General features: G+C 69.7%; 17 protein-coding genes and 2 pseudogenes. 9 read left to right on the top strand and 10 right to left on the bottom strand.

What is annotated here, in order from left to right; genetic code table 11:
* Positions 1–507 (top strand): annotated as a pseudogene (locus FOF48_RS30625) (ISNCY family transposase); the annotation flags it as partial.
* On the opposite strand, the pseudogene FOF48_RS30620 reads toward FOF48_RS30625, so the two are convergent.
* Positions 508–798 (bottom strand): annotated as a pseudogene (locus FOF48_RS30620) (transposase); the annotation flags it as partial. It lies immediately after the preceding pseudogene.
* Positions 758–1423 carry a DDE-type integrase/transposase/recombinase gene (locus FOF48_RS30615; protein ID WP_143907441.1) on the bottom strand — a complete coding sequence of 222 codons (666 nt, stop codon included), beginning with the start codon at positions 1421–1423 and terminating at the stop codon, positions 758–760. The gene FOF48_RS30615 and the pseudogene FOF48_RS30620, both read right to left, overlap by 41 nt.
* 45 nt (positions 1424–1468) lie before the next feature.
* Between FOF48_RS30615 and FOF48_RS30610 the strand changes: the two genes are divergently transcribed.
* From FOF48_RS30610 to FOF48_RS30585, 6 genes are all read left to right on the top strand, one after another.
* Entirely contained in the window at positions 1469–1963 is a 495-nt protein-coding gene (locus FOF48_RS30610) for a hypothetical protein (protein ID WP_143907439.1), read from the top strand.
* A 2366-nt stretch (positions 1964–4329) separates the two neighbouring features.
* The gene (locus FOF48_RS30605; protein WP_143907437.1) at positions 4330–5658 is read left to right on the top strand and encodes an amidohydrolase family protein; all 1329 of its coding nucleotides are present in this window, start codon (positions 4330–4332) and stop codon (positions 5656–5658) included.
* A gap of 14 nt (positions 5659–5672) precedes the next feature.
* Positions 5673–6659, top strand: a complete 987-nt coding sequence (locus tag FOF48_RS30600) for a class I SAM-dependent rRNA methyltransferase (protein WP_143907435.1) — start codon at positions 5673–5675, stop codon at positions 6657–6659.
* Positions 6660–6692: 33 nt separating this feature from the next.
* Positions 6693–7913 (top strand): serine/threonine-protein kinase, encoded by a 1221-nt coding sequence (locus FOF48_RS30595; RefSeq protein WP_143907433.1) that lies wholly within the window; start codon positions 6693–6695, stop codon positions 7911–7913.
* Positions 7914–7937: 24 nt separating this feature from the next.
* Positions 7938–8735, top strand: a complete 798-nt coding sequence (truA, locus tag FOF48_RS30590; RefSeq protein WP_143907431.1) for a tRNA pseudouridine(38-40) synthase TruA — start codon at positions 7938–7940, stop codon at positions 8733–8735.
* A gap of 22 nt (positions 8736–8757) precedes the next feature.
* Positions 8758–9471 (top strand): hypothetical protein, encoded by a 714-nt coding sequence (locus FOF48_RS30585; RefSeq protein ID WP_143907429.1) that lies wholly within the window; start codon positions 8758–8760, stop codon positions 9469–9471.
* 264 nt (positions 9472–9735) lie between these two features.
* Here the strand turns inward: FOF48_RS30585 and argC are convergent, their stop codons facing one another.
* The 7 genes from argC to FOF48_RS30550 are packed head-to-tail and all read right to left on the bottom strand — an operon-like array spanning position 9736 to position 17485.
* A complete protein-coding gene (gene argC / locus FOF48_RS30580) occupies positions 9736–10806 on the bottom strand; it encodes an N-acetyl-gamma-glutamyl-phosphate reductase (protein ID WP_143907427.1) in 1071 nt (356 codons plus the stop codon).
* The gene (locus FOF48_RS30575) at positions 10803–11864 is read right to left on the bottom strand and encodes a DUF1611 domain-containing protein (RefSeq protein ID WP_143907426.1); all 1062 of its coding nucleotides are present in this window, start codon (positions 11862–11864) and stop codon (positions 10803–10805) included. The genes argC and FOF48_RS30575 overlap by 4 nt, the downstream gene beginning before the upstream one ends.
* A 4-nt stretch (positions 11865–11868) precedes the next feature.
* The gene (gene argG, locus FOF48_RS30570; protein WP_143907424.1) at positions 11869–13056 is read right to left on the bottom strand and encodes an argininosuccinate synthase; all 1188 of its coding nucleotides are present in this window, start codon (positions 13054–13056) and stop codon (positions 11869–11871) included.
* A 39-nt stretch (positions 13057–13095) separates the two neighbouring features.
* Positions 13096–14445 (bottom strand): argininosuccinate lyase, encoded by a 1350-nt coding sequence (gene argH, locus FOF48_RS30565; protein ID WP_186002136.1) that lies wholly within the window; start codon positions 14443–14445, stop codon positions 13096–13098.
* Complete coding sequence (locus FOF48_RS30560; protein WP_143907420.1) at positions 14438–15499, bottom strand: M20/M25/M40 family metallo-hydrolase; 1062 nt, start codon at positions 15497–15499, stop codon at positions 14438–14440. Before FOF48_RS30560 ends, argH begins: the two co-directional genes overlap by 8 nt.
* On the bottom strand, positions 15496–16422 hold the full coding sequence (gene argB / locus FOF48_RS30555; RefSeq protein WP_143907418.1) for an acetylglutamate kinase: 927 nt from the start codon (positions 16420–16422) through the stop codon (positions 15496–15498). Before argB ends, FOF48_RS30560 begins: the two co-directional genes overlap by 4 nt.
* 58 nt (positions 16423–16480) lie before the next feature.
* On the bottom strand, positions 16481–17485 hold the full coding sequence (locus FOF48_RS30550; RefSeq protein ID WP_143907415.1) for an N-acetylornithine carbamoyltransferase: 1005 nt from the start codon (positions 17483–17485) through the stop codon (positions 16481–16483).
* A 180-nt stretch (positions 17486–17665) separates the two neighbouring features.
* Here FOF48_RS30550 and FOF48_RS30545 point away from each other — a divergent pair, with 180 nt between their 5' ends.
* On the top strand, positions 17666–18085 hold the full coding sequence (locus FOF48_RS30545; protein ID WP_143907413.1) for an arginine repressor: 420 nt from the start codon (positions 17666–17668) through the stop codon (positions 18083–18085).
* 107 nt (positions 18086–18192) lie between these two features.
* Positions 18193–18681 carry a GyrI-like domain-containing protein gene (locus FOF48_RS30540; RefSeq protein WP_186002135.1) on the top strand — a complete coding sequence of 163 codons (489 nt, stop codon included), beginning with the start codon at positions 18193–18195 and terminating at the stop codon, positions 18679–18681.
* A 46-nt stretch (positions 18682–18727) separates the two neighbouring features.
* Here FOF48_RS30540 and FOF48_RS30535 read toward each other — a convergent pair whose 3' ends face one another.
* A complete protein-coding gene (locus FOF48_RS30535) occupies positions 18728–19534 on the bottom strand; it encodes an NADPH-dependent F420 reductase (RefSeq protein WP_143907409.1) in 807 nt (268 codons plus the stop codon).
* Positions 19535–19770: the final 236 nt, after the last annotated feature.

The raw sequence follows: 19770 nt of genomic DNA, 5'->3' as shown, positions 1-19770 counted from the left end.
ATCCTCCAGAATGAGCCCGGATTGGATGCCGCGGGCGTGCGCCGCCGTCTGTCGGCCCTGCTGGCCGCCCTGGTGCGATGGACGCGTCGACGCCACCGGGGTGTCCTGCGCCAGGCCCTGGCTCATTTCCTCCTGGAAACGCGCCGCTACTGGAAGGGCCTCTTCCATTGCTACGACGTGCCGGAGTTGCCCCGCACCGATAATGTCTTGGAGCACCTCTTCGGCACCTGCCGCTACCATGAGCGGCGGGCCTCGGGCCGGGTCCGAGGCAGCGCGGGCCTCGTCGTGCGCGGCGCAGTCCGGCTGCCAGCTATCGCCGCCGCCCACCTGCTGCCTGAACTCGACGCAACCCTCCTGGCACCTGGGGACCTCGACGACTGGCGCCAATTACGCGCTCAGCTCGAAGCCCGGCGCGTCCCCCGCATCATGGGCCGACGCTTTCGCGCCGATCCGGACGGCTACCTCCGAGGCATCGAAGAGGAGCTCAGGCCATATTTGCCGGCGTAGTTTTTTTAGGATGTCACGCTCCTCGCGCAGCACCCGCACCTCGCGCCGCAGGCGCTCAAGCTCGGCGCGATCATCCGAGGCGGTACTGCTCACCCTCGGAGCTGGTCTGCTCTCCTCCTTGTTGCTGGGGGCATCACTGCCGCTCCCCTCCAACTGCTTCTTCCAGTTGCGGATGCTCTGCTCTGTGCAGCCGAACTCTCTGGCGAGACTCTTGCCAGACCTGCCGGCCTTCAGCAGTTCGACGACCCGCTCACGGAACTCCGGCGGGTATGGGGGGCGTGACTTCGGCATTGTGGAACCCTTTTCGCACAGCGGGTGGGACTCCACGAAACCGGGGCAACTTCAGTCCGCGTCCGAGTACCTCTTGTTGGTAGCGATGACGGCTGAAGGACGGTTTGACGTCCAGCCACTGCAAGGTATCCCGCAGCGTGGAGCCCTTCATCGGGCCGCTGTTGTCCGAGTGCAGCACGAGTCCCTCGGGGCAGCCCGCCTCTTGCCAGGCGCGACGGATGAGGGCCGCAGCATGCTCGGACGACTCCTCCTCGTGCACCTCGAAGCCCATGATGCGCCGGCTGAAGACGTCCACCACCAGGTACAGGTAGAGGAAGGCGCCCTCCACCGGGCCCTTCACGGAGGTGATGTCCTGACTCCACACCTGGTTGGGCCCGGTCGTGGTGTGCTTGGCCCGAGGCCTGGGCGTGGGCGCCTTGGCATGGCCTCGGTGGGCCAACTGCCCGGCTTCGCGCAGCACCCGGCAGAAACTCGCCTCGCTGGCCACGTACTTGCCCCGGTCCGCCAGCCTGGGGACAATCTGCTTGGGCGGGGCGTCACGGAACTCCGCGCTATTGGCCACCGCCAGGATGCGGCACCGCTTTAAGATGATCGAACACTTGCCTGACAGCTGTCGTCGGATCATTTGATGCCACTTTCTTTGTCGTGGATTGCCCCGGAAACTCCTGCCATGCGCGTGTCTGTCATCGTTAAGTTTGCTCTTGTTTGGTCGGTACTGGTGCTGCCTCTCTCCGCCGCAGCCCAGGACGACAGTGTGCCAGCCGATGTGAAGCGCATCGTCAGCTGTGTGAAGGCACTTGCACCCAAGGACATACAGTCCGAGATTTTCGGCAAGGCAGGCAGGGTCACCGTTCGCGTGGGCATGGGGCCGATCAGTGGGACGAGCGGCGGGCTTGAAGGTGACGATGTGAGAAACGTTGCTTTTGTTGCGAGGAATGGTCGGCGTGCGTTTCTCTTTTTTGCACGCCCTCTTCCAGGAAAAGTCGAGGTCGACTCCCTAGGGTACGAGCTCGAGAAAGCGGCTGATGGCTGGCACGTGACAGAAGGAAACGGTGGGCAGGCCACCTATGAGGCCATCAAGCAGTACTTTGAGAGCATGCCGCAGTACAGCATTCTCAAGCCTGCATCCCCCCGAACGCTCCAGTGTGTCCGCCTACATTATTAATAGCCGACAAGTAGTGGGTCGTTCTGGCGTCAGCAGGCCCGTGTTAGCAGGTCTCGCGCCTGATGGGATGGCGCTACTCGATGGAGCGCACGTTGCTTTGGCTAATCACTTGACTGGGTGAGGTGTGGTGGGGCGTAGCGGGACTTCGCTCTGGCCGTCGGCAGGGTGACTCGCTGGCGGATTTGAACCCGCTGGTGATTCGCCCATTTGACCTACATTACCCATGCGCTCGTTTCGTGGCGGAGTTTGTCGGGAGTGGGGATGTGCCGCTTGCCCAGACGCTGGCGTGAGAGAAGAGAAATTTCCACTTCGACCTGATTGAGTCAGCCGAGGTTGTCGTTCACCAAGAGGATGGTGTCCGCGTCCGAGTGCCTCTTGTAGGTAGCGACGACGGACAGCGCGCATGGTGGTCGCAGTGACGCCCTCCGCCCCGACTCCCCTCCGCCGTCCAATCTGTAGCAGGCACTTGCAGTAGCTTGGCTCGTCGCATCACCCGTACCGATTCGCGTCCCCGGTGCGTCTGCGCTTTCAGTGTTGCTCTTGCCGGTCGCTTCAACTTTGATTGTTCGGCTTGTTCGTATCTCCTTGTGTCGGGTAGTACTTGGTGGCCTGCGCATCAGCTTTCTTCCGGTCTAAGGATTGGCGCGAAGCACCGTTTGGGCACTGGTGGACGTCCCTGGCCTCGCCTGTCGTGGCGGTCGGATGGATGCTGATCGTAGCGATGATGGGCTGTGTGTTCGGGAGGGTCGGTCATGTGTCTGATGGTCTTGGGGCTTGCTCTGCTGTTCTTGGCTGGGTTTGGCGGATGATGGCGAGCTCCAAGTCTGGATTGAGGCGCAGGGGTCCTGAGCCTTCATGTTATGGTTGGACACGGATTCTCAGGGGAGGTGCTGGACATGGGATCATTGCGAAGAACCGTTCTGGGCGTGGCGGGGGATTTCTGCCTGCACCTGGACAAGCGTCAAAACCATGAGAATGTCCTGGCGAGCGCTTGGCGGTCCTCAACTCACTTCGCGCTCGTCCGACGTGGTCGGATGCCAGTTGACGGCGCGGACGTGGTGGTGCCCACGCCTGAGCTGAAGCGGCTCCAAAAGGACTTCGAGTTGCTCCGTTCCGTGGCCGAGGAGGCATTGTGGGGTCTCGTCGTGGCCTGGCACGTCTTCAGGTTCCTCCGCCGTCTTGTGGGCGAAATGCCGCGTCGAGGGACGAGGTGTGCTCCCGCTGGGGGATGCGCTGCTGTGGAAGGGCGTGGAGGGGTGGGATGACTTGCAGTTGTTTGAGGGGCCGAGGTTGAAGTTGTTTGTTTGCAGTCACGAAGGGTTCGGCGCGGTCTGGGGTTCGGAGCGTTTCTTCCAGGGGCTCCCGGGTGCCCCAGCGCGGCGGGGGAGGGAGACGCACGAATTGGTGGGGGCACCCCTGGTCCCCGCGCTCTGGACGTTACTCAACCAGGGCCCCCTGATGGAGGATGGCGGACTTTCATCTTGAGCGAAGCTCTGACTCAAGCCCCGTGGCCGCTGGACGAGCGATGAGCATGGAACACCCGATGGCACAAGCGAGCGCTGTGGAAGCGGCAAGAGAGAGCTGGCCTTGCATCGGTATGCGGTGGCGGACCTGGAGATCCTGACGATGTCAGTTGTTGCCGTGTTGCTCCCCGTGGCAGGTTTGATTCGGCGGTAGAACGCGCAGGTTACGACTGTGGGGTCCCGGCTGCTCGTGCGTGAGAAAAGGAAATCGTGAATGCCCAATTGCGCACTTCCACGGACCGACTCTTGTGACAGGTATTGTTGAGGTTGTGACTTGTGCTCTCCCGTTGTGTTGCGCTGTTGCAAGGGAGTTGCAGCGTTTTTTATGGGGTGACAGCCGAGTCCACGCTCTTAACTGGGGATCCACCAGCGGCGGACCTCCAGTGAGGTTCCCATGCAGTTCGTCCGGTTCATCTGGGTCTTCGTGGGGGCATTCCTGGGGCTCCAGGCGCTCCTGCTGCTCCTGCTCCTTCTTCCTCGGAGATGGAGCCAGTGGTTGACTGAGGTGGACGTCCCCTGGGGGCCCGGTGGCTTTCCATTGATCGTGCCGGTATGGCTGACGTGTGCGACTTTGGGCGCACTCCTCGCGGCCTGGGGCTGGAGGCGACTGGCGAAACAATCCTAGATTTCACACCTGAGATTGGCGGAACTGCACCGCTGGGGCGTCGACCTCGCGGCGTGCAAGCCCCTGCTCCTGGCGTGGGTTTGCTCCGAGTCCCAGATCCGGGGCCGCTTGGAGTGGCAGTCCCCACGCCCGTCCCCCTGCATGGAACCGCCCCGGCGCGTCTCTAGGTGGAGACGGGGTTCATCCTCCACCCACCCCGTGCTAAAACGGGGATGTCCATGGAAGGCCGACTGCTTCTGAAGAACTGCGCCGTGTTCCGTGCGGACGGTCGCGTCCGCCACGGCATGGCCGTCGTCGTCGAAGAGGGCCTCATCCGCCGCGTCGCTCCCGACGCGGAGGTGCCCGTGCTGCCCGGTGACTGGGAGGTGGCGTGTCGTGGCCGCCTCGTCGCTCCGGGCCTCGTGGATTGTCACTCGCACATGGTCAACGGGCAGCTCCTGCCGCCCAATGGCGACTTCCTCCTGCGCCAGCCTCGCTCCCGCCTGGATCGCATGCGCCAGGTGGCCAACCTCCTCACCCCCGAGGACGTCGAGGTCCTGACCCGCTTCGCCGCCGCTCGCGCGCTGCTGGACGGCGTCTCCCTCGTCGTCGACCACCTGTCGAGCCCCACGGATGTCGCGGGCTCCCTGGAGGCCCAGGCCCGCGCCGCGGACCGGCTTGGCCTTCGCCTCGTCGCGTCCCACTCCACCCACAGCCTGGACGGCTCCGCCGCCGCTGAAGCCCAGGCGGACGCCAACGCCGACTTCGTCCGCCGCTACCGGGAACACCCGCGCGTGCGCGGCGCCCTGGGCTTCCATGCGTCCTACACCTGCGAGGACGCCCTCCTGTCCCGCATCTCGCGCCTGCGCGAGGAGCTGAACGCCTCCGTCGTCTTCCACCTCGCGGAGAGCGAGGACGACCTCTCCACCACCTACGCCGCGCACGGCCGCCGCGTCGTGCCCCGCCTGGATGCCCTGGGCCTCCTGGGCCCCCATGCCATCGCCGGCTACCCTCGCGCCGTGGAGCGCTCCGAGGCCGAACGGCTGGCCACCTCCGGCACCTTCGTCGCCCTCACGCCTCGCGCCACCCGGTCGCTGGAGCGCGCCGGGGAGTCGACCGACGGCGCCTTGTCCAGCCTCCACCTCGTGGGCCTGGGCACCGGTGGCCACGGCACCCTCCAGGAGGAACTGGCCGGCGCCCTGGTCGGCATGCTCCAACTGGCCCGCTCCGGCCGCATGCCCGACCTGGATGACTCGCTGGCGCACCTGTTCGTCAGCGGCCCCGCGGAGCTCTGCACCCGCCTGTTCGGCCGTCCCTCCGGGGGCGTGGACGAGGGCAGCCTCGCCGACCTCGTCGTCTACGACGCCGTCCCCGCCGCCGACCCGGAGACGGGCTACGCGCCCTTCCTCCTGGGCCAGCTCGTCGCCTCCCGCGTGGCCTGGACCATTGTCGGTGGCCGCGTCTGCGTTCGCGAGGGGCAGCTCCTGGGCAGTGACTACGTGGAGCTGGCCCGCGACGCCGCCGCCGCGCTCGCCCGCGTCTGGTCCCGCGCGCGGCTGGGTTCGTAGGGTAGAAGGGGCGCGTGAGTGCCCTGCCTCCCCGCCTCGTGGACACCCTGCGCGTCTCCCGCGACCGCCGGGGCCCGCTGCTCGCCGACCCCCGCACCTCCGCCTTCCGCCTGCTGAACGGCGCCGCTGACGGCGTGCCCGAGGTGACCGCGGACGTCTTCGGCGACGTCGTCGTCGTGAGCCTCTACCGCGACCTGTCCGACGCGGAGGAGGCCACCCTGCTCGACGCCGCCGTCTCCGCCTGGGCGCCCCAGAGCGTCTACCTGAAGCGCCGCCCCCGTGAGGCCCGCGTGCTCGCCAACGTGGCCAAGGACGCGCTCGCTCCGGAGTCCGCCGCGCGGGGCGCGCCCGTGGAGGACTTCGCCGCGAAGGAGAACGGCCTGTCCTTCCACATCCGCCCCGGCCAGGGCCTCTCCGTGGGCCTCTACCTGGACATGCGCGACACCCGCGCGTGGCTCCAGGCCCAGGCCCGGGGCCTCACCGTGCTCAACCTCTTCGCTTACACCTGCGCCTTCGGTGTCGCCGCGACCGCGGGCGGCGCGAAGCGCGTGCTCAACATGGACGCCAGCCGCCGCGTGCTCGAATGGGGCGAGGAGAACGCGCGCCTCAACGGCCAATCCGTGGAGCGCTACGACTACGTGGCTGGCGATGTCTTCGACTGGCTCGGGCGGCTCGCGAAGAAAGGGGAAGGCTTCGATGTCGTGGTCGCCGACCCGCCGTCCTTCTCCACCACGAAGTCGACGCGCTTCTCCGCGGCTCGCGACTACGCGCGGCTGGCGGAGGCCGCCGCCAGGGTGGTGGCCCCCGGAGGCCGCCTGGTCGCCTGCTGCAACCTCGCGGGACTGCCCGTGCGCCGGTTCGAGACGATGGTGCTGGAGGGCGTGACGCGGGCGGGCAGGGTGGGGCGGACGGTGGGGTCGCTCGGCCCCTCGGGGCTCGACTTTCCAACACCTTCCGGCGAGGAGCCGGCGCTCAAGGTCCACGTCGTCCAACTTCGTTAGCGCTGCTGGCGGAGGCGCGGCTACATTGCCCCCATGGCTCCCGCCGCCTCTTCACCCCCGCGCGACGCGTTCCGCTTCGGCAACTACCGGCTCATCGACCGGATCGCCGTGGGAGGCATGGCGGAGATCTTCCTCGCGCATCAGGTGGATGACCGCGGCGACGAGACGCCCATCGTCATCAAGCGTATCCGCCCGCATCTGTCCAAGCACGCCGCCTTCGTGAAGATGTTCCTCAACGAGGCGCGGCTCGCCTCCCAGCTCAATCACCCCAACATCGTGCAGATCCACGACCTGGGGAAGATCGTCGACAGCTACTTCATCGCCATGGAGTACGTGTCCGGTCGCGACATGCGCCGCGTCGTGCCCAAGGCGGAGGCGCTGGGGATCCCCTTCCCCATGGTGTACGCGCTGAAGATCGCCTCCTGCGTCTGCGCCGGCCTGCACTACGCGCACCAGAAGAAGGACCGGCACGGCAATCCGCTCAACATCGTCCACCGCGACGTGACGCCGGAGAACATCATCGTCGCGTTCGACGGCTCGGTGAAGGTGCTCGACTTCGGCATCGCCAAGGCCGCCAACCAGGTGGAGGAGACGCGCTCGGGGGAGATCAAGGGCAAGCTCAGCTACCTCTCCCCGGAGCAGTGCCTGGGCCGGCCGCTGGACTGCCGCAGCGACATCTTCTCGCTGGGCACCGTCCTCTACGAATGGCTCACCGGCTTCAAGCTCTTCACCGGTGACTCCGACGTCGCCGTCATGCGCAGCATCACCGAGGCGAAGATCTACGCGCCGTCCTACTTCCGCGAGGACCTGCCGGAGCGCGTGGAGGCCATCCTGATGCGCGCGCTCGCCCGCGACCGCGAGCGCCGCTACCAGACCGCGCTGGAGATGCAGCGCGACCTGGACGCCTTCCTGGCCGCGTATGACTTCACGCCCACGCCGCTGCACCTGGCCAACTTCGTCAAGCAGCTCTTCGAGGACGAGCGCCCGCAGGAGCTGCGCCGCCTCTCCACCCGTCAGTCCTCCGCGCCCACGTCCGAGATGGCCCTGGAGGTCGCGGAGGTGGCGGCCTCCGTGGACGGCCCCCCCACGGAGGCGATGCGCCTGGATGAGGGCACCAGCACCGAGCCGCGCCTGCTCGCGCTGCCGCTGGACCCCGCGCTGTACGAGAAGCTGGAGGCCCAGGCCCGCAAGGCCCATGTCTCCCCCGCGAAGCTGGTGGCGGACCTGTTGGAGGGCTGGCTGAAGACGCGCTGACGCGCACGTCCCGGCGCCGCGCCCATGCCCCGGCTCAAGCTGACGCTCGAATACGAAGGCACCCGGTACGTGGGCTGGCAGGTGCAGCCCAACGGCCCGTCCATCCAGTCCACCCTCCAGGACGCGCTCCACAAGCTCCTGGGCGAGCGCGTGTTCGCGGCCTCCGCTGGCCGCACCGACGCGGGGGTGCATGCCTCGGGGCAGGTCGCGTGCTTCGACGCGTCCCGCATCCTGCCCATGAAGGCGTACACGATGGGGCTCAACGGCATCCTCCCGCCGGACATCGCGGTGGTGGCCGCGGAGGAGGTGGCGCCGGAGTTCGACCCCCGCCGCTGGTCCCGTGGCAAGCGCTACCGCTACCGCCTGAGCAACCGGCGCATGCGCTCACCCCTGCTGCGCACGACGCACTGGGAGGTGTTCGCCCCGCTGGACGTGGAGGCCATGCGCCGCGCGTCCCAGGTGCTGCTGGGCCGGCACGACTTCTCCGCCTTCCGGGCCGCGGACTGCCAGGCGAAGCACGCGGTGCGCGAGCTGCGGCAGGTCCGGGTGGAGGGCGCCTCCGGCGACAGGGTGGACGTGGTGGTGGAGGGCACCGCCTTCCTCAAGCACATGGTGCGCAACCTGGTGGGCACGCTGGTGGAGGTGGGGAAGGGGCGCCGCCCCGAGGCCTGGGTGGGCGAGGTGTTGGCGTCCCGCGACCGCAAGCAGGCCGGGGCCACCGCGCCGCCGCAGGGGCTGGTGCTGGAGGAGGTCTTCTACGGCGATGGCCCGCCCCCTCGCTCGGCGGGGGAAGCGGCCGTCGGGGAAGAGGACGAAGGGTGAGAGTGCGCTAGGCTTTCGGACCGTGAGTCCCAAACCCGGTGTCCTCGAGCCCCTGCGCGTCCGCATCCGCCGCTTCCAGTTCATCGTCGGGCTGGGCTTCCTGTCGTTGGTGCTGGGGGCCATGCTCAGCGTGTCGCTGGTGCTGCGCCTGCACGAGCGGGTGAGCGCAATCCCCTTCGACCTCGTGCGCATCGTCGTGGCGGTGGTGCTGGAGGACCTGTGGGTGCTCGCGGTGCTGCCGGTGCTCTGCTACGGCGGCGCTCGCATCGTCGCCCTCCGCCCCTGGAGCACGGCGGTGGGGGCCGCGGCGTCGGGGGGCGTGTTCGTGCTCGCGCTCAACTTCGTGCGCGGCGGCGCGGAGGGGATGACGCAAGGGTGGGGGCTCGCGTCGGTGCTGCGCATCGTGGCCTTCATCGGAGGCACGTTGCTGAGCGCCCGGGCCATCCGCGCGGGCCGCGCCGCCGCCGAGCGCGGCTCCTCCGCCGCTCAGGAGAAGGCCGCGGCGCGCAAGTCGGAGTACGACGAGTTCCTCAAGGCCGCCGAGGCGGGCGGCGCGCGCCTGGAGCAGCGCGAAGGCGCGTCCGCTGGTGCCGAGGCGCCGGTGACTCCCGAGGCGAGGCCTGCCGCCGAGACGGCTGCTTCCGAGGGGGCGCCTGCCGCCGCCGCTGAGTCCCCCGCCTCGTCCGAGGCGAGTGCTTCTCCCTCGGATGACGTGCCGAAGACGCCCGCGGCCTGAGTGGGGGCATGGGGCATCCGCTGGCCCGGACGTGACGTGAACGAAGGCGCCCACGGCCTGCGTGGAGCCTGATCCGTTTGCTGGCCGCGAGCGTGAAGCGGAGCGAAGACGCCCGTGACTTGAGCGGGAGCGTCCGTTGGCCCCGAGCGTGGCACGGAACAAAGACGCCAGTGCCTCGAGTGGGGCCGGGGCCGTCCGCTCGATCCAGGCGTGACGCGATGCTGGCCCCGGGCGCGATGCGGCGGACGCCCGGGGCGCGAGGTCCTACGGGTAGCAGGCCGCCTGACGCAGGCCGGTGTCCTCGGGGAAGCCGAGCGCGACGTTGAAGTTCTGGATCGCCTGCCCGGCCATGCCCTTCACCAGGTTGTCCAGCGCGGCCATCACCGCCACCGAGCGGCCCTTCGTCGCCACGGAGATGTCGCAGAAGTTGCTGCCCGTGACGGCCGCCACGCGCGGCGTGCCCTCCACGATGCGCACGAACTTCGAGCCCTCGTAGTAGCGGCGGTACTTCTCCGTCAGCGACTGCGTCACCACCGCGCCGCCGTGCTCCGGCCACTCGAACTGCACCGTGGCGAAGATGCCGCGCACCATGGGCGCCGAGTGCGGCACGAAGGCCAGTCGGTGCCGCTGCGCGCCGTGCGCCACCAGCATCACCTCCACCTCCGCTTCGTGCTGGTGCTCCAGCGGCTTGTACGCGCGGAAGTCATGCGCGCGCGTCGGGTGGTGCGTGCCCTCGCCCGGCAGCGAACCGGAGCCGGACGAGCCCGTCACGCCCGACACGGCCAGCAGCCCCAGCCCCGGCGTGGCCGCGATGGGCAACAGCGCCAGCTGCACCGCCGTCGCGAAGCAGCCCGGGTTGGCGATGCGCTTCGCCGTCTTCACCTGCTCGCGCTTCCACTCGGTGAGGCCGTAGGTGAACGTGCCCAGCAGCTCCGGCGCCGGGTGCGGACGGCCATACGCGCCCGCGTAGCGCCCCGGGTGGTCCAGCCGGAAGTCCGACGACAGGTCCACGAGCAGCATCCGCTCCGTGAGCCCCACGTCCGCCCACTGCTTCTCCAGGCCCGCGAACTGCGACGCCAGCTCGCCGTGCCCCAGCGCACTGAACACCACCGGCCGGGGCGAGTCCGCCAGCCAGCGCCAGTCCGGCTCCGCCTCGAAGCGCGCGTCCACCAGCCCGCGCAGGTGCGGGTGCACCTTGTGGATGGGGGAACCCGCGTGGTGCCGCGACACCGCGCGGACGCCGGCCACGCCGGGATGCCCCGCGAGCAGCCGCAACAGCTCGCCTCCACCAAAACCGGAGGCCCCCAGGATGTAGATGTGCGCCGGTGACGTCATGACTTCCTCCCCGCGCCCAGCTTCGGCGCGAGCTTGTCCACGATGAGATTTCCCAGCGCGTTCGGATCCGCGCGCGCGTTGCGGGCGGGCAGCCCCACCACCTGCTCCACGAAGCGCACGCCCACCGCGTTGTCCGTGGCGGGCCCCGCAACCATGTCCATCTCGATGCCGTACACCTCGCGCAGGTGCCGCACGCCGCCGGCCGCCCCCACGGGGTCGTTCGCGCAGAGGATGAACGCGCCGCCCAGCGCCTTGAGCTCCGGGTCCGCCAGGATGGCCTGCACGCCGTACTCGCCCATGATGCCGTCGCCCGTCTCCGCGACGATGACATCCACGTCCTGGGCCGCCATCTCCGAGAAGACGATGCGCGCCACCTTGGACGCCGTGCGCGCCCCGGTGCACACGACGCCCGCGTCGGTGAAGTCCATCACCACGTCCGCGCCGCTGTCCTGCATGGACAGCGTGTCGCGCATCAGCGACACGCCCGTGAGCTTCGCGCCGCCCACGCGGTAGCCCGCCTGGGTCAGCTTGCGCACCACGACGCTGGCCGCGTACGTCTTGCCCGCGTTCATGCACGTGCCCACCACGTACACCACCGGGCACGTCACCGCCTTCGCCGTGCCCTTGAGCGCGCCGGTGGAGATGTGCGCGTGCTGGCCCGCGCGCGACTGGAACTCCGGGAAGGTGAGGACCTGGCCCAGCACCTCCGCCTCGAACGGCGCGCCCACGCCCGGGTTGTGCGACGTGCACTTGCCGATGACGCCGCCCATGTTGAGGATGTTCAGCCGGTCGCCCACCGCGACGGACGCGGGCACCACGCCCTCGTAGCCGTGCAGGGCGTTGCGATGACCCAGCGCGCCCACGACGATGTCGCCCGCGTGGAGCGTGACGAGCCGGCCGTTCACGTCCTCCAACTGGTTGTAGACGCTCTTCTCCCCGTGGATGCGCACCGCGATGACGGCGCCCTCCTCGCACTTCACCTCGTCCGTGAGGTGGACCGTGCGGCCCACCTGGAGGTTGCGCGTGACACTGCCCACCTTGTCGACGTGGATCTTCATGTCGTCACTTCGCTTTCTGCGAGAGCATCTGCGCGACGCCGTAGAGCTTGGCGAACCCCGCCGCTTCCGTCCCCGTCCACAACACGTTGGCCTCTCCGTACGTGGCCACCTTCGCGTCCATCAGCGAGTGCGGCGAACGCACGCCTTCCACGACGTGGGCGCGCGGGGTGAGCACCAGCTTCACCTCGCCCGTCACGCGGTCCTGCGAGGAGGCCAGGAACGCCTCCAGGTCCTTCACCAGCGGGTCGAAGAAGTGCCCCTCGTGGAGCAGCGACCCGTACAGGTTGCCCACCGTCTCCTTCCAGAAGAGCTGCTTGCCCGACAGCACCAGCTTCTCCAGCTCGCGGTGCGACGCGATGAGCAGGTGCGCCGCGGGCGCCTCGAAGCCCACCCGGCCCTTGATGCCCAGGATGGTGTCGCCCAGGTGCACGCCCCGGCCAATGCCGTACGGCCGCCCCAGGGCGTTGAGCTTCTCCACCACCGCCACCGCCGACAGCGCGTGGCCGTCCAGCGCCACCGGCACGCCCTTGTCGTAGGAGATGACCAGCGGCAGGGGCTTCAGGTCGGCGGGGATCTCCCCGCCGGGGAAGGCCGCCTCGGGCAGGGTGCTCCACGAGTCCAGCGTCTCGCGGCCGCCCACGGACGTGCCCCACATGCCCTCGTTGACGGAGTACGCGCCCGTCTTCGCCGGCAGGTGGAAGCCGCGCTCCGCGAGGAAGGTCAGCTCCTGCTGACGCGAGAGCGCCAGGTCGCGGATGGGCGTGATGAGCTGCAGCTGGGGCGCGAGCGTGCGGAAGGCCACGTCGAAGCGGACCTGATCATTCCCCGCGCCGGTGCTGCCGTGGGCCACGGCCTGCACGCCCAGCTTCTCCGCCATGCGCACCGCCTCCACGGCCTGGCAGGCGCGCTCGGCGGAGACGCTCAGGGGGTAGAGCTGACCGCGCAGCACGTTGCCCGCGACGAGGAAGCGCAGGTAGCCCTGGAAGAGGGTGTCGCGCGCGTCCACCGTGTGGTGCGCCACCGCGCCCAGCTTCTGGGACAGGGCCTGGATGCGCTCCAGCTGCTCGGGCGGGAAGCCGCCCGTGTCCACGGTGACGGTGGTGACGTCCCAGCCCTGCTCGCGCAGGTACACCGTGCAGAAGGCGGTATCGAGGCCACCGGAGAACGCCAGCACCACGGACTTCTTGCTCATCTTCAGGACTCCTGTTGCTGCGAAAAGGGTGGGGATTCTTCAGGGGGCCCAGACGCGGGCCGCGGCCTGGGACTGCTGCGCGTGGGTGCGCGTGAGCCAGTCGCGCGCTTGCGCCAGCTCCTCGCGCGCGGTGGCGAGGCCCAGGTTGCCGGCGCCCCCCAGGTGGGTGGCCGTCAGCGCGCCGCGGTCCGGCTGGAAGGTGCCCTCGTTGAGCTGGCGGCCCACCTCCCGGTACGCGTCGCGGAAGGGCTGGCCCTGGGCCACGAGCGCGTAGGCGTGGTGCGCGGCGTAGAGCGTGTCGTCGCACGCCGCGCGGGCCTTGTCCGCGTTCACCTTCAGCGCGGGCACCAGCCGCGACAGCACCTCCAGCAGCGCCTTCGTGCTGGCGAGCGCCTGGAACGTGGGGCGCTTCAGCAGCTGGAAGTCACGGTGGTAGCTGGACGGCAGGCCGCCCGCGACCGCCTCCACCTGGTGCGCGAGTCCGCGCAGCTCGCGGCAGCGGCCCCGGGCCAGCTCCACCACGTCCGGGTTCTTCTTCTGCGGCATGATGGACGAGCCCGTGGTGAAGGCGTCCGGCAGGGCCAGGAAGCCGAACTCGTCCATGCTGTAGAGCTGCACGTCCCACAGCCACTTCTCCAGAGTGCCCGCCATCGAGCACGCCCAGGTGAGCAGCGCCGCCTCATGCCGCCCCCGGCTGTCCTGCGCGTCGATGGGGCTGCGTTGAACCCGACTGAAACCGAGCAACCGCGCGACATATTCACGGTCGATGGGCAGCGGCACGCCGAAGCCCGCCGCGGCGCCCAGCGGGCACCGGTCCAGCCGGCCCCACACGCCCTTCAGCGCCTCCAGCTCCTCCAGCAGCCCCTCCGCGAACGCCATGCCCCACAGGCCGAAGGTGGACGGCATCGCGCGGCGCAGGTGCGTGTAGCCGGGCAGGGGCAGGTCCGCGTGCGCTTGCGCGAAGTCGAGGAACGTCCCGGCCAGCTCCGCCGTGCGCGCCCCCAGCGCCAGCAGCTCCTCGCGCAGGTACAGGCGCAGGGCCAGCAGGACCTGGTCATTCCGCGAGCGCGCCAGGTGGATGCGCTTGCCCGCCTCGCCCGTGCGCTCCACGAGCGCCGCCTCCAACGCGGTGTGGCCGTCCTCCTGCTCCGGGCGGATGGTGAAGCGGCCCTGGCGGGCCTCGTCGTGCAGCGCGTGCAGCGCGGCCCCCAGCGACGTGGCGGCCTCCGGCGTGAGCAGCCCCACGTGCGCGAGCATGCGCGCGTGCGCGGCGCTGCCCAGCGCGTCGTGCGGCACGAGCGACAGGTCCACCACCGGGTCGTCGCCCACGGTGAAGGCGTGGATGGCCGCGTCCAGCGGCTGGCCCTTGCCCCACAAAGTCTCAGCCACGCGCCACCTCCCCGGCATAGCCGTGCAGCAATCGTCGATAGAACGCGAGCCCCGCCTCCAGCTCCGCGCGCGTGAGGTACTCGTTCGCCTGGTGGCTGCGCAGCGTGTCTCCCGGCCCCACCTTCACCGCCGGCACGTCGCCCAGGAAGGCCCAGTCGGACGTGGTGCTGGAGCCGACCGTCGCCTGTCCGGACGCCGCCACCGCCGCGCGCACCAGCGGGTGCGCCGCGTCCGTGCCCTTGGGCAGGTAGCGCGCGGAGTGCACCACCACCTCGCTCTCCAGCGCCGCGCCCACGTCCCGCGCCACCGCCGCGTGGTCCATGCCCGGCGTGGTGCGCAGGTCGACGAAGAACTCGCACCGGTCCGGCACCTGGTTGCGCGCCAGGCCCCCGGACACCTGCGTCACCTGCGCCCGCGCCTCACCCAGCAGCGGGTGCGCGGGGAAGCGCAGGGCGGACACGGCCTGGATGTCCCGGGCCGCCTTGAGGATGGCGTTGTCCAGCCCGCCCGTGTGCGCGTGCGCGACGTGGCCGCTCTTGCCGTGCGCCACGCAGCGCAGCAGCAGCATGCCCCGCTGCGCCGTGCAGGGCTTGAGCGACGTGGGCTCGCCCACGACGGCGGCGTCCAGCGGCCCCAGCTCGGACAGGAGCGGCCCCAGGCCCTTGCCGCCCGTCTCCTCCTCGGCGGTGAGCGCGAAGACGTACTCCACACCCTGGGGCGCGCCTTCCTCCAGGAGCGCCTTCGCGGCGAGGAGCATGGCGGTGACGCAGCCCTTGGCGTCGTTGGCGCCCAGGCCGTAGAGGGTGTCGTCCTTCCACACGGCCTCGTGCGGCTCGGTGTTCCACCCGGCGCACGGCTTCACCGTGTCCAGGTGCGAGTTGACGAGCAGGCGCTTCGGCCCGCTGCCCACGCTGAACCAGACGTTGTGGCCCTGGCGGTGCACGCGGGCACCCCAGCCTTCCGCATGGCTGGCCACGAGGTCCGCGATGCGGGCCTCGTCGCCGGAGACGCTGGGCGTGGCGACCAGCGCGGTGAGCAGCTCGGAGGGGTTCAACCCTTGGCCTCGCCGTGCTTCACCGGGTGCTCGCGCACGACCATGGTGCCGCTGCCCTCGTTGGTGAAGACCTCCTCCAGGAGCGCGTCGGACTGCTTGCCGCTCACCAGGTGCACGCTGCCCACGCCGCCCACGAGCGCATGGCGCATGGCGTGCGCCTTGGGGCGCATGCCGCCCGTCAGCCGGCCCTCCGCCTCCAGCGAGGCCAGGTCCGACAGCGTGGCGAGCGAGATGAGCGACGACGGATCCGACACGTCCTTGAGGAGCCCCGGCACCTCCACCATGAAGAAGAGCTTCTCCGCGTGCAGCGCCGCCGCGAGCGCCGCCGCCACCGTGTCCGCGTTGGTGTTGTAGACCGCGCCGTCCTGGCCGCCGGACAGCGGGGCGATGACGGGCACGAAGTCCGCGCTGCGCAGGTGCTCCACCACGCGCGTGTCCACCGACTCGATGTCGCCCACGAGGCCGTAGTCCACCATGCGGCCCTGCGTCTCACCGGGCTCCGTGACGAGCACGGGCGGACGCTTGCGCGCCTTGATGAGGCCCGCGTCCACGCCGGACAGGCCCACCGCGGGGACGCCCGCGGCCTGGAGGTCCGCCAGCAGGTCCGTGTGCAGCTTGCCCGCGAGCACCATCTTCGCCGCGTCCAGCACGGGCGCGGAGGTGACGCGGCGGCCGGCCACCTTCTCGATGGGCAGGTGCAGCGCGTCGCAGAGCGCGTCCAGCTCCGGCCCGCCGCCGTGCACGACCACGGGGCGGATGGAGAAGGCCCACAAGAGGGCGATCTGCTCGCACGCCGTCTTGCGGGTGCGCGGGTCCGTCAGCACCGCGCCGCCCAGCTTCACCACGAACGTCTTGCTGCGGAACTGCTTCACGTACTTCGCGGCGTTGCGAAGGGCGGCGTACGGGTCGGGAGACAGGGGCACGGTGGACCTCGGAAAGGCGAAAAGGAACGAAGAAGGGTGGGGCGGCGGGCCGCGGGCTTCAGCCGCCGCGCATCCAGGCCAGGAGGGAGCGCTGCACGTGGTAGCGGTTGCCCGCCTCGTCCACGACGCGGCTGCTCGCGTGGTCCAGCACCTCGTCGGCGACCTCCACGTTGCGGCGCACGGGCAGGCAGTGCAGGAACGCCGCGTCCTTCGCGGCCTTCGCCATGTGCCGGCGCGTGGGCATCCACCCCGAATACGACGCCAGCAGCGCCGCCACGTCCGCGGGCGAGTTCGCCGTCTGCGCGGTGGGGCCCCAGGACTTCGCGTACACGGCGCGGCTGCCCACCAGCGCCTCGTCCTGGTCGTGGGTGTAGGTGATGCTGCCGCCGGTGGCCTTCGCGTACGCCTCCGCCTCCGCGCGCACCGCAGGGTGCAGGTCGAAGCCAGGGGGATGCGCCACGCGCACCTCGCAGCCCGCCGCCGCCGCGGACAGCAGGAAGGAGTTGGGCACGGCCTTGGGCAGCGGCTTGATGTGCGGCGCCCAGGTGAGCGTCACCGGCAGCTTCTTCGTGGTGCCGAACGTCTCGCGCAGGGTGAGCGCGTCCGCCAGGCCCTGGCACGGGTGCTCGCGCGCGGACTCCATGCTCACCACCGGCACGGTGGCCCACTTGCGGAAGGCGTTGATGACGGGGTCGGCCTCGTCCTCCTCGTCACCGCCACCCTGGGAGAAGGTGCGGATGCCCAGCATGTCCACGAAACGCGACAGCACCGGGGATGCTTCCTTGATGTGCTCCGCGCGGTCCGCGTTCATCACCGCGCCCGGCCGGTCCTCCAGCTTCCACACGCCGGAGCCCACGTCGAGCACGATGGCGTGCCCACCCGCGCGCAGCATCACCGCCTCGAAAGAGGTCCGCGTGCGCAGCGACGGGTTGAAGAACACCATGCCCAGGAGCTTCCCCGGGAAGAGGGCCCCCGGATCCTTCTGCTTCCACGCGGCCGCCTGCGAAAGGACCGCCTCGACGCCTTCCGGCCCCAGGTCCTGGATGCGGGTCACATGCTTCATGGGCTTCGTGCTCCCCCGGCCGCGCCGGATGGATGGGGACTGCTGAATATGCATTGGAATTCGTGCATATTCGTTGAGGAGGCGCGGATATTATGCAGAACGGCGCAGTGCACAAGAAGATTCTTGGGGATTTTTCATGCGCCTTGCGTGCGTATTCAGCCGCATGCATGGTGAGGGTGAATGAACCTGGACGAGGCCATCCTTCAGCTCATCTCCCAGCAGGACGTTCCGGATCAGGCCGTGCTGCAGACACTGCTGGAGGAGGCGGGGCACGCGCCCAGTCAGTCCACGCTGTCGCGGCGGCTGCGGAAGCTGAGCGTGCAGAAGGTGAACGGGCGCTACCAGCGCATGGAGGTCCCGGCGCCGGCGCCGGCGGCCGCTCCGCGCGTGTCCATCATCGAGGCGCCGCCCAACATGCTGGTGCTGAAGACGGCGCCTGGCTACGCGCAGATCTTCGGGCTGGCGCTGGACCGCGAGGAGGTGGAGGGGCTGGCGGGCACGGTGGCGGGCGACGACACCATCTTCATCGCGGTGAAGGACCCCTCGCTGCTGCAGGACGTGCGCGCGACGGTGGAGCAGCTCATCCAGCGCGGTCCGTGAGCGGGGCGCGGTGGTTGGACCGTCCTTTTCGTCCTGTGCCCGAGTGAGGCATGGTTCCGCGGAAGCAGCTGTCTCATCGAAGGGGGCCCTCGTTGACGCCAGTGTCCGTGGTGAAGCTGCCTGAGCTCCTCGTGGTCGCGCTGAGGGTGACCGGGACGTTCGCGCGATTGCAGGAGCGCGTGCCGTCCGCGTGGCTGGCGCTCATGGCGCGTCTGCCGGAGATGGGCCACCGGGTGGAGCCCGAGGTGTTCCATGGCGTGTCCCTCCAGACCGAGGAGTCGCCGGGCATGGAGTACACCTATTGGGTGGGGAAGCAGGTGTCCGAGTGCCCGGTGGTCCCCTCGGGAATGGAGCTGCTCCGCGTTCCCGCCGCGTCCCATGCGACGACGCGGGTGGTGGGGACGCACGAGGCCATTGCCCCGGCCTACCTGGCGCTCTTCGACTGGGAGCGGACGAGCGGTCAGCGGTTCGGCGTCCACGGCATGGCGGACGGGCCGGGCGTGGCGTACTCGCTGGAGCGGTACGACTCGCGCCGGCAGCGGGTGACGCCCCCGTACGAGCGGTTCGACTACGACATCTTCAAGATGCTGGCCTGAAGGCGCGCGTGGAGCCGCGGCGTGCGCCTTCCCGGAGACGGAGGGCTCAGCCTGGCTTCGGCGCCGCGAAGAAGTGCTTCACCGAGTCATTGGCCGCGGCCCGGTAGCTCGGGAGCTTGCCGCGCTCGGCCTCCGCGAGCGCCTGCTTCATGCGCGCCGCGCTGAAGTCATGGCAGTAGCACGGGGTGCCCGGCTGTTGACGCCAGGACTCCGCCAGTCCCCCGGCGTCGACGGGATCGAAGCCGAGCTCGTCCACGAGCCGGAGCACCTTCGCGCGTGCCTCGGGGGGATCTCCCGCGACTGAAAGCGCGAGCCTGTCCGGGGTGCCCTTCGCCTTGCCCTTCTCCAGGAGGCTCTTGGCGTAGATGTTGTTGAAGGCCTTGATGACCGGCCGGCCCAGCTGCGCGGCGACCCATTCGCTCTCGACCTGGCCGGCTTCGAGCTCCGGGATGCCGCCGTCTCGAATGGGGTAGTAGTTGCCCGTGTCGATGACGACGACGTCCTTGGGCACGTTCGCGAAGAGGTCCTTCGGCAGGTCGCGGACCGCCTTCTCGGGGATGGACACGACGACGACCTCGGCGCCCTTCACCGTGTCGGAGATCGTGGCGGCCTTCGCGCCCGTCCGCGCCGCGACCTCTCGAAGCGTCTCAGGCCCGCGTGAGTTCGCGATCAGGACCTCGTGGCCCAGCCTGACCCAGTGCTGGGCGAGCGTCCCACCAATGAAGCCAGCGCCGATGATTCCAATCTTCATGTCCGGAGTCCTCCGTGAGGGGGCGCGCCGTTCGCGTGCGGTCCCGCAGCGGTCGCGCCGCGCCCGTCGACGGCTCGAATAACTCCCGGGCCGCGCCCGCACCACGCGTTCTCGGGTCGCTCCGCGCTGTCGGATTTCCCACCCCGGGGGCAGGCCGGGACCTCTGGGAGGCTGTCCGCGGGGAAGCAGGCCGCGGTCCTCGCTCCATGCAGGCCCGGGCGGTGCTGGAGCGCACCGGCGGCGCTACACATCCCCCGCATTCGATGCCGTGTTGCCCAGGTCCGAGCCTCGGTCGCTGAAGCCCTTCGGGATGCGCGTCCCCGCGTGGAAACTGAAGT

The organism is Corallococcus sp. Z5C101001 (assembly GCF_007352635.1).
GTDB lineage: Bacteria > Myxococcota > Myxococcia > Myxococcales > Myxococcaceae > Corallococcus > Corallococcus silvisoli.
This window is presented reverse-complemented; position numbering and strand designations above follow the sequence as displayed.